General features: G+C 64.1%; 5 protein-coding genes. 3 read left to right on the top strand and 2 right to left on the bottom strand.

Annotated features, from left to right (window positions below; translation table 11 throughout):
• The first annotated feature begins 144 nt into the window (after positions 1–144).
• Both CK627_RS22430 and CK627_RS22425 read left to right on the top strand, forming a co-directional pair.
• Positions 145–984, top strand: coding sequence for an isopenicillin N synthase family dioxygenase (locus CK627_RS22430; RefSeq protein WP_010636209.1), 840 nt, complete (start codon positions 145–147; stop codon positions 982–984).
• 214 nt (positions 985–1,198) lie between these two features.
• Positions 1,199–2,512, top strand: a complete 1,314-nt coding sequence (locus CK627_RS22425) for a sodium-dependent transporter (protein WP_005304835.1) — start codon at positions 1,199–1,201, stop codon at positions 2,510–2,512.
• Between the two features lie 5 nt (positions 2,513–2,517).
• On the opposite strand, the gene CK627_RS22420 is transcribed toward CK627_RS22425, so the two are convergent.
• Positions 2,518–3,237 (bottom strand): substrate-binding periplasmic protein, encoded by a 720-nt coding sequence (locus CK627_RS22420; protein ID WP_095593429.1) that lies wholly within the window; start codon positions 3,235–3,237, stop codon positions 2,518–2,520.
• A gap of 431 nt (positions 3,238–3,668) precedes the next feature.
• On the opposite strand from CK627_RS22420, the gene CK627_RS22415 reads away from it, so the two are divergent.
• Positions 3,669–4,982, top strand: coding sequence for a sodium-dependent transporter (locus CK627_RS22415; RefSeq protein WP_095593428.1), 1,314 nt, complete (start codon positions 3,669–3,671; stop codon positions 4,980–4,982).
• Positions 4,983–5,013: 31 nt separating this feature from the next.
• On the opposite strand, the gene CK627_RS22410 is transcribed toward CK627_RS22415, so the two are convergent.
• Positions 5,014–6,639: a response regulator gene (locus tag CK627_RS22410; protein WP_095593427.1), complete on the bottom strand. Its 1,626-nt coding sequence runs from the start codon at positions 6,637–6,639 to the stop codon at positions 5,014–5,016.
• Between the last annotated feature and the right edge of the window lie 90 nt (positions 6,640–6,729).

The raw sequence follows: 6,729 nt of genomic DNA, 5'->3' as shown, positions 1-6,729 counted from the left end.
ATGAAAAGCGGCGCCGGCCGGCGCCGTTTTTTGAGCGGTTTGTCACTATTTGCGCAGGCTGGCGACGTGGCGGCCCGCGCCCTTTCCTTGTCGCCGGTCACGGGGTAAACTGCGCCATCTTTTAACTGGCGCGTAACAAAAACAATGAAAGTCCTGACCGTCGATTACCGCTCGCCCGACGCGGCGCAGCGCTTCACCGAATCCCTGCGGACCACCGGCTTCGGGGTGCTGACCAATCACCCCATCCCGAAAGAGCTGGTGCAGTCCATCTATGACAACTGGTATCGCTTCTTCATGAGCGAGCAGAAGCAGGATTTCCTGTTCAATCGCGAGACCCAGGACGGTTACTTCCCGCCGTCGGTGTCCGAAGTGGCCAAGGGCCACAGCCAGAAGGACATCAAGGAGTACTTCCACATCTACCCCTGGGGCCAGATGCCTGCCGAGCTGAAAGAGCAGGCGATGGAGTACTACCGCCTCGCCAACGACCTGGCGGCCGAGCTGCTGGGCTGGGTCGAGCAGTACACCCCGAGCGACATCGCCGCCCACTACAGCTGCCCGCTCTCTTCCATGATTGAAGAGAGCCAAAAGACCCTGCTGCGGGTGCTGCACTACCCGCCGTTCGACGGCACCGAGGAGCCGGGCGCCATCCGCGCCGCCGCCCACGAAGACATCAACCTGCTGACCATTCTGCCCGCCGCCAACGAACCTGGCCTGCAGGTGAAGGGGTCCGACGGCGAGTGGATGGACGTGCCGTGCGATTTCGGCACTCTCATCATCAACATCGGCGACATGCTGCAGGAGGCCTCCCGCGGCTACTACCCCTCCACCACCCACCGCGTCATCAACCCGACCGGCGGCAGCGCCGCCAAGTCCCGCATCTCCCTGCCGCTGTTCCTCCACCCGCGGCCGGACGTGGTGCTCTCCGAGCGTCATACCGCCCACAGCTACCTGATGGAGCGGCTGCGGGAGCTGGGGGTGATCTAGTCCCCGAACCGGGCTCACCACAGTGCCAAACCGGAGCAAAATTGCTCCGGTTTTTATTTGTTGGCAGGATTGCGCGCTAAATAGAATTTAATTAGTCAGTGCTGCCAATAATGCGTGTTTCATCCAGATAAACGGCGTTGTGATTGCGCAGCCCCCCCCGTACTCTGAGCGTCATTTTGGGCCCCTTGTGGCGGGCCCCACGGTTGGAGTTCTTATGAAGCAGTCCCAATGGTCATCCCGGCTCGGTTATATCCTGGCCGCCGCCGGTTCCGCAGTCGGTCTCGGCGCTATCTGGAAGTTCCCCTATGTGACGGCCGCCAACGGCGGTGGCGCCTTCCTGCTGGTGTTTCTGCTGTTCAGTTTCACTCTGGGGGTGGCGGTGCTGATGGGGGAGACGCTGCTCGGCAGCCTGAGCCGGCGCGGGGTGGTGGGAGCCTTCGGTGAGCTGATGGGCAAGCGCTGGCGCTGGGTCGGCGCCATGGGGCTGCTCAGCAGCCTGCTCATCTACAGCTTCTACAGCGTGGTGGGCGGCTGGACCCTGGGCTACACCGGCATGGCGCTGGCGGGCAGTCTGCAGCATGGCGATGGCGCGGCCCTCACCGCCCGCTTCAACGACTATGTGGGGGATCCGCTCTGGCCGGTGCTGACCCACCTGCTGTTTGCCGGGCTCACCTGGTGGTTCGTGCAGGGGGGCGTGCAGAAGGGGGTGGAGCGCACCCTGCGCTGGATGATGCCGGCCCTCTTCATCATGATCCTGATGCTGGTGGCCTTTGGCCTCACCCTGCCCAATGCCATGGCCGGGGTACGCCACTTCCTGATGCCGGACTTCAGCAAGCTCGGCATGTCCGGCGTGCTCGACGCTATGGGGCTGGCCTTCTTCTCCCTTTCCATTGGCCTCGGCATCCACACCACCTATGGCGCCTACCTGCCCTCCAGCGAGGGGGTCGGCCGCTCCAGCCTCTGGGTGGTATTGCTGGCAAGCCTCATCGCCGTGCTGGCGGGCTTGATGATCTTCCCTGTGCTGGCGGCCACCGGCATCGATCCCGCCTCCGGCCCGGGTCTCACCTTCATGACCATGCCGGCGGTGTTCCAGCAGTTGCCGTTCGGCCAGGGGCTGGCGGTGGTGTTCTTCGCCCTGCTGGTGGTGGCAGCACTCTCGTCCGCCATCTCGCTGCTGGAGCACCTGCAGTGCTTCGTCAGCGAGAGTCTGGGCTGGTCACGACGGGCCGCCTGCAGCCTGATCACTGTGCTGGTGATGGCGAACGGCATTCCGGTCAGCCTGTCGTTCGGCCCCTGGGCGGACGTGACCCTGTTTGGCAAGAACATCTTCGAGCTGCTCGACTTTGTCACCTCCAACCTGATGATGCCGATGTTCGGGTTGGCGCTCACCCTGCTGCTGGGCTGGCGGCTCGGTCGCCAGGCACTGCCTGCCGGCTTGGCCCTGCATTGGCACACCCTGCTGATGGGCTGCTGGCGCTGGCTGGCACCGCTGCTCATCGGCGGCATCCTGGTACGCGGGCTGGTATAACCGGCTCAGGGATGAAGGGGGGCCGGCGTCGCCTGTGGGTGGCGGGCCCGCACCTTGTCGACGGCGGCCTGCCAGCGGGCGATCACGGCATCATCCTCGCTCTTCGAGAAGACGATGTAGAGCCAGTTCTCCTGCAGCAGCAACCCGGAGTTCACCACGCTGCGGGGGGAGAACTTCATCTTGGCCAGGATGGCCGGCATGATCTGATCCCCCATGGGGAAGGCGTCTATCTTGCCGAGCACCAGGAGCTCGATGGCATCTTCGATGGTCTGGCAGCGCACCAGGTTGGTGTAACCCTCCCGGGTGAGCAGCTCGTCATCGGCGTTGCCGAGCAGCACGCCGACCCGCGGCAGCTTGCGCAGCTGGGCCAGATTGGTCAGCGGCTGGCTGCCTCTGGTCTGGTAGATCACCACCCGGTTCGGAAACAGCGGCCCCACCCACTTGAATTGGGACTCCCGATGGGGTGTGCGCAGGATGACGAACAGGGCGAAACCGGGTTCGACCCGGGTCAGGGCGAGCGCCCGCTTGAGGGGGTAGATCTTGATGGGGTAGTGGACCCCCATCTCCTGCTGGACCTCCTGTACCAGTTGCACAGCCAGCCCGCCGACCTTGCCGTTGCTGGTGTGGGTAAAGGGGGGCAGCTCGTGGCTGATGAGGGTCAGCGGAGGTTGCGGTGTGGCCAGTGCCAGGGTGGGCAGCAGTAGCCAGGGGAGCAGCCAGCTCATCCAGTATCCGGTCAGGTGCGTCACGTCGGTGCATCCATGTTGCGCAAAGGGGTCGCCGCGGGTGGTCGCTGACCGGCCTGCCGAGGCTAACTCTATTATTGCTCAAGGGATTGGGCGGCCTGATGATCTTTGCCGGTGGCGGCAGAGAATCCCGTTTTGAAGGGGGGGATGAAAAAAAGTTGATCGCGTTGTGTCAATTTTTCTTTCCATGGTTTAGGCTGTGAGCCCATTTGGCATTCAGGCCCGCTTATTCATGTCATCCCGCTGCGCACTGCCCGGTCGATTTTTTGGCTCGCAAGAGAGGTGACCTTGCACGCACAGTTTGTCTGAATGTTCATTGCAAAGGTCGCCGCCAGGCGGCCTTTTTTGTGCCCCGCCCAGTGCGGTAACCCATGGAGTATCGATTCGATGTTGTCTTGCCCGGAGGTTGTATGAGCCAGGTTCAGTGGTCTTCCCGTCTCGGTCATGTGCTGGCTGCCGCCGGTTCGGCGATCGGTCTTGGCGCCATCTGGAAGTTTCCCTATGTGACCGCCACCAATGGCGGCGGCGCCTTCCTGCTGGTGTTTCTGCTGTTCAGCTTCACCCTGGGAGTGGCGGTGCAGGTGGGGGAGACCCTGCTCGGCAGCCATAGCCAGCGAGGGGTGCTCGGTGCCTTCCGCAAACTGGTGGGGCCGAACTGGCGCTGGATGGGGTACATGGGGATCCTGTGCGGCTTCTTCATCTACAGCTTCTACAGCGTGGTGGGGGGCTGGACCGTGGGTTATGCGGCTCTGGCCATCGGCGGAGAGCTCAACCTGAGTGAGGCGAATGCCCTCACCGCCCTCTTCACCGGCTACGTGAGCGATCCCCTCTGGCCGATCATCACCCACCTCATCTTCGCCGGGCTCACCTGGTGGTTCGTGCAGGGAGGCCTGCAGAAGGGGGTGGAGCGAGCGCTGCGCTGGATGATGCCGGCCCTGCTGGTGATGATGCTGCTGCTGGTGGCGACCGGCCTCTCCATGCCGGGCGCCATGGCCGGGGTGCGCCAGTTCTTGCTGCCGGACTTCAGCCAGCTCACCGGCCAGGGGGTGCTGGATGCGCTCGGGCTCGCCTTCTTCTCTCTCTCCATTGGCCTGGGGGTACACACCACCTACGGCGCCTACCTGCCAAACAGTGACGGCGTGCTGCGCTCCGGCGTCTGGGTGGTCACCCTGGCAAGCCTCATCTCGGTGCTGGCGGGGTTGATGATCTTCCCGGTGCTCGCCTCCACCGGCATCGATCCGACCGCCGGCCCCGGCCTCACCTTCATGACCATGCCGGCGGTGTTCAACCACCTGCCGTTCGGCCAGGGGCTGGCGGTGGTCTTCTTCCTGCTGCTCTTGGTGGCGGCGCTCTCCTCCTCCATCTCCATGCTGGAGCACCTGGTGCGCTTCACCACCGAGGAGTGGGGCTGGTCGCGCCGTGGCGCCTGCCGGGTGCTGACCTTGCTGATCATGGCCTGCGGCATTCCGGTCAGCCTGTCGTTCGGCCCCTGGGCCGAGTACACCCTGGTCGGCAAGACCATCTTCGATCTGCTGGACTACCTCACCTCCAACCTGATGATGCCGCTGTTCGGCCTGGTGCTGACCCTGCTGCTGGGCTGGCGACTGGGGGATCGCATGGTGCTGGCGGATCTCTCGCCAGTGTTGCGGTTCTGCCTGCTCTGGTGCTGGCGCCTGGTGGCCCCGCTGCTGATCGGCGGGATCCTGGTGCGGGGCTTGCTGTAAGAGCGGCCCGGCGCTGGCCGGGCCTGAGGGCCTAGTTGGGGGGCGTGGTGGGCAGGCGGGTATTGAGGTGTGAGCGGATCTGCAGCAGCGTCTTCTGGTACTCCTCGGCATGATGCTCCATGAAGGAGGCGCTGTGGTTGAGACGCCGCTCCAGCCGGTCTACCAGCAGCGCCACTCTGGGGGCTGCCATGCCGGCCGGCCAGCACAGTTGCAGCAGCTCCAGCAACTGCCAGGCATCGCCAGGCAGGGCCGGGAACTCCTCCTGCAGCGTCAGCGCATACTGCACGGCCAGTTGGTGCTGGCCCGCCGCGCTGGCCCGCTGCCGCTCCTGGCGCAGATAGGTCAGCCGCAGCTCGCGCCGCTCCAGTTGTTTCGTCAAGTCGATGACGACTTGCTTGAACAACTGTTGCAGCAGCGGGGCCGGGGCGACCCTGGCCTGATACTGGCCGAGCTGGGTCAGGTAGCGTTTGGCGTGGTGGGGCAGGCCGCAGAACTGGCTGACGGCGAAGCCGAGCAGCTGGTTGAGGTGGTTGTCCCGCGCACTCTCCGGCGGGTGCTTGGCCAGCAGCAGCAGGGCCTCGTCGAAGCGGTAGTCCAGGCTTAGCATCAGCGCCTTGAGCAGGGCATCCTCGTGGGCTCGCAGGGTGACGGCCTGGTTGAGGTAGCGATACTCCTGCTGCAGTGAGCTGATCCTGGCGGCGCTCGGATAGTGCCAGAGTACCGCCAGGCTGGCATTGAGGATGAAGTTATCGATGGACACCCGCAGCTTGTGATCGCCGAAGAAGCGCAGGCTGAGGGCGTTGGCCTGCTCCAGCGCCTTGCCCTCATCCTTGATCAGCAGTGCCAGCAGAATGGCCGCCTGGCGCCACTCCGGTTGCCAGGCGTTTTTTTGCAGCAGATGACCGAGCACGTCCCAGGCCGCCTCCCACTGCCCCTCGTGCAGCAGACAGGCCAGCGCCAGCTCCAGCTGCAGGGCCGGCGGCAGCCGCTCCCGGTTGCGGGCCAGATCCTTGCGCGCACTCTCCAGCCTGCCGAGTCCCAGCAGGGCGTAGATCAATCCCTTGCGCGGCCACCAGGCGTCATATTCCGTGGTACAGACTGCGTAGTGCTGGGAGGCATGGAAGTGATCCTGCCATTGCAGCAGCATGTAGCCCTTGCTCCGGTCCAGCTGTTGTCCCAGCTCCCGATACTTCTGCTGCTCATAGAGCAGGTCCTCGCACAGGGCACAGCTCAGTTGCCACTCCCTGAGCCGCATGGGGGCCGGCAGGGCCCGGGTCAGCCCGGTCAACTGTACCAGCTCGCGCAGGCGGGTGGTCAGTTGCTCCTGGGTAAAGGGGATGGTCAGCTGCAGGGAAAAGTAGAGATCCGAGGGGGGATAGTGGAGTGGCTCCGGGTCTGCATTGAGCAACAACAGCACGCAGCCCGGCTCCAGTAGCCCCAGATAGTGAGCCTCCTGCAGCATGCGTACTCCCTCCAGGTCCTGGTGATGGCTCTGGTGGCAGATGATGGCGTCGAACGACTGCTGGCGTAGCAGGGTTGGCAGGGTTGCCAGCTCCTTGCAGTGGGTCAGCTGGGTTGATGCTATGCCCTGCTGGCTCAGCCCCTGGGAGAGCGCCGTGCTGAGCATGGTGTCGTCTTCGATCAGGAGGATCTGCATCCTTGGCACTCCTTGGCCGGTTCAGGATCGGAACAAGTATGGCATGTGATGGAGTCAAAAAGAGCTATTACTCTGTTACAGAGGTGCCGT

The organism is Aeromonas dhakensis, assembly GCF_002285935.1.
Classification (GTDB): domain Bacteria; phylum Pseudomonadota; class Gammaproteobacteria; order Enterobacterales; family Aeromonadaceae; genus Aeromonas; species Aeromonas dhakensis.
The sequence above is the reverse complement of the archived record's forward strand: the minus strand, read 5'-3'. Positions and strand labels throughout refer to the sequence as shown.

What these genes read in the sequence shown, in the direction of transcription:
- CK627_RS22410 (WP_095593427.1), bottom strand. Translation starts at nt 6,639, where the DNA reads ATGCAGATCCTCCTGATCGAAGACGACACCATGCTCAGCACGGCGCTC.
- CK627_RS22415 (WP_095593428.1), top strand. Translation starts at nt 3,669, where the DNA reads ATGAGCCAGGTTCAGTGGTCTTCCCGTCTCGGTCATGTGCTGGCTGCC.
- CK627_RS22425 (WP_005304835.1), top strand. Translation starts at nt 1,199, where the DNA reads ATGAAGCAGTCCCAATGGTCATCCCGGCTCGGTTATATCCTGGCCGCC.
- CK627_RS22420 (WP_095593429.1), bottom strand. Translation starts at nt 3,237, where the DNA reads ATGAGCTGGCTGCTCCCCTGGCTACTGCTGCCCACCCTGGCACTGGCC.
- CK627_RS22430 (WP_010636209.1), top strand. Translation starts at nt 145, where the DNA reads ATGAAAGTCCTGACCGTCGATTACCGCTCGCCCGACGCGGCGCAGCGC.